Genomic DNA, 772 nt, shown 5'->3' with positions numbered 1-772 from the left:
GAACTCTGTAGATGAAATCAGGCTAATAACAGGAGGTCGTATTTCATTTATTAATGCTGGCAATGGAAAGCCAGTGAACGGAAATAACAAAGGGAGTTTGTTATTAATCTGGCGTCCATTTATCAAATCGCGCTGCATATTCACAACAGTTGATAGAGATGAACTAATATCAATTGGCTCTAATATATTAAAGGAAATAAAATCATCATGAAACTTAAGCAAGCATATCCGATAGAAACAAAGACCGTCGATTACTTTGGGATTGAATTAACAGTGCTGGGCTCTACAGAATATCTTGCAACTGACGAGGATGGTCTTGTATGTGCATATGACGAATGCCCGCGCAAAGACTTATGTGCATGGCTTGCGTCTAGAGATAATCCTTTTTACACGCCCGTTGCGATTGTCGATTTAGAAGACATGGACTGGCGTGAAACTCTCGTCGAACTATGAATGACCAAGTTCTTGAAAACGGACGCCGAAAAATAGCAAGGGAATGCTTAAGCGAACTGACAGCTCTCGATAAATACGACGATAAAGCAGCAACAGCTATTCTTGATAAATATACACCAAAGTTTAAATTAATTATGAATGAGCATCAGATGAGAAAGTCTACGCCAAAAGCCTGGCTTTCTTATTATGTTCGAAATTTGCAAAAAGAAAGGATAGACAAATGAGCGATCCTATTTACCTGACTGACGGAGAACTGTTTTCCATAACAGGATTTAAGCAAAAAAGCCAACAAATAAAGTGGCTAATAAACAATCACGTT

Annotated in this window: 4 protein-coding genes; all 4 read left to right on the top strand. The window is 38.3% G+C overall.

Annotation, left to right across the window (positions count from 1 at the left end):
- On the top strand, positions 1-211 hold a 211-nt coding region (locus C5469_RS22960), incomplete at its 5' end, for a phage N-6-adenine-methyltransferase (protein ID WP_242689581.1).
- The gene (locus C5469_RS22955; protein ID WP_166311020.1) at positions 208-453 is read left to right on the top strand and encodes a hypothetical protein; all 246 of its coding nucleotides are present in this window, start codon (positions 208-210) and stop codon (positions 451-453) included. The genes C5469_RS22960 and C5469_RS22955, both read left to right, overlap by 4 nt.
- A complete protein-coding gene (locus C5469_RS22950; RefSeq protein WP_166311018.1) occupies positions 450-677 on the top strand; it encodes a hypothetical protein in 228 nt (75 codons plus the stop codon). The genes C5469_RS22955 and C5469_RS22950 overlap by 4 nt, the downstream gene beginning before the upstream one ends.
- On the top strand, positions 674-772 hold a 99-nt coding region (locus C5469_RS24640), incomplete at its 3' end, for a DUF4224 domain-containing protein (RefSeq protein WP_166311016.1). The genes C5469_RS22950 and C5469_RS24640, both read left to right, overlap by 4 nt.

Origin of the sequence: Photorhabdus cinerea, assembly GCF_011189575.1 — a bacterium.
In the GTDB taxonomy this organism is placed as follows: domain Bacteria; phylum Pseudomonadota; class Gammaproteobacteria; order Enterobacterales; family Enterobacteriaceae; genus Photorhabdus; species Photorhabdus cinerea.
This window is presented reverse-complemented; position numbering and strand designations above follow the sequence as displayed.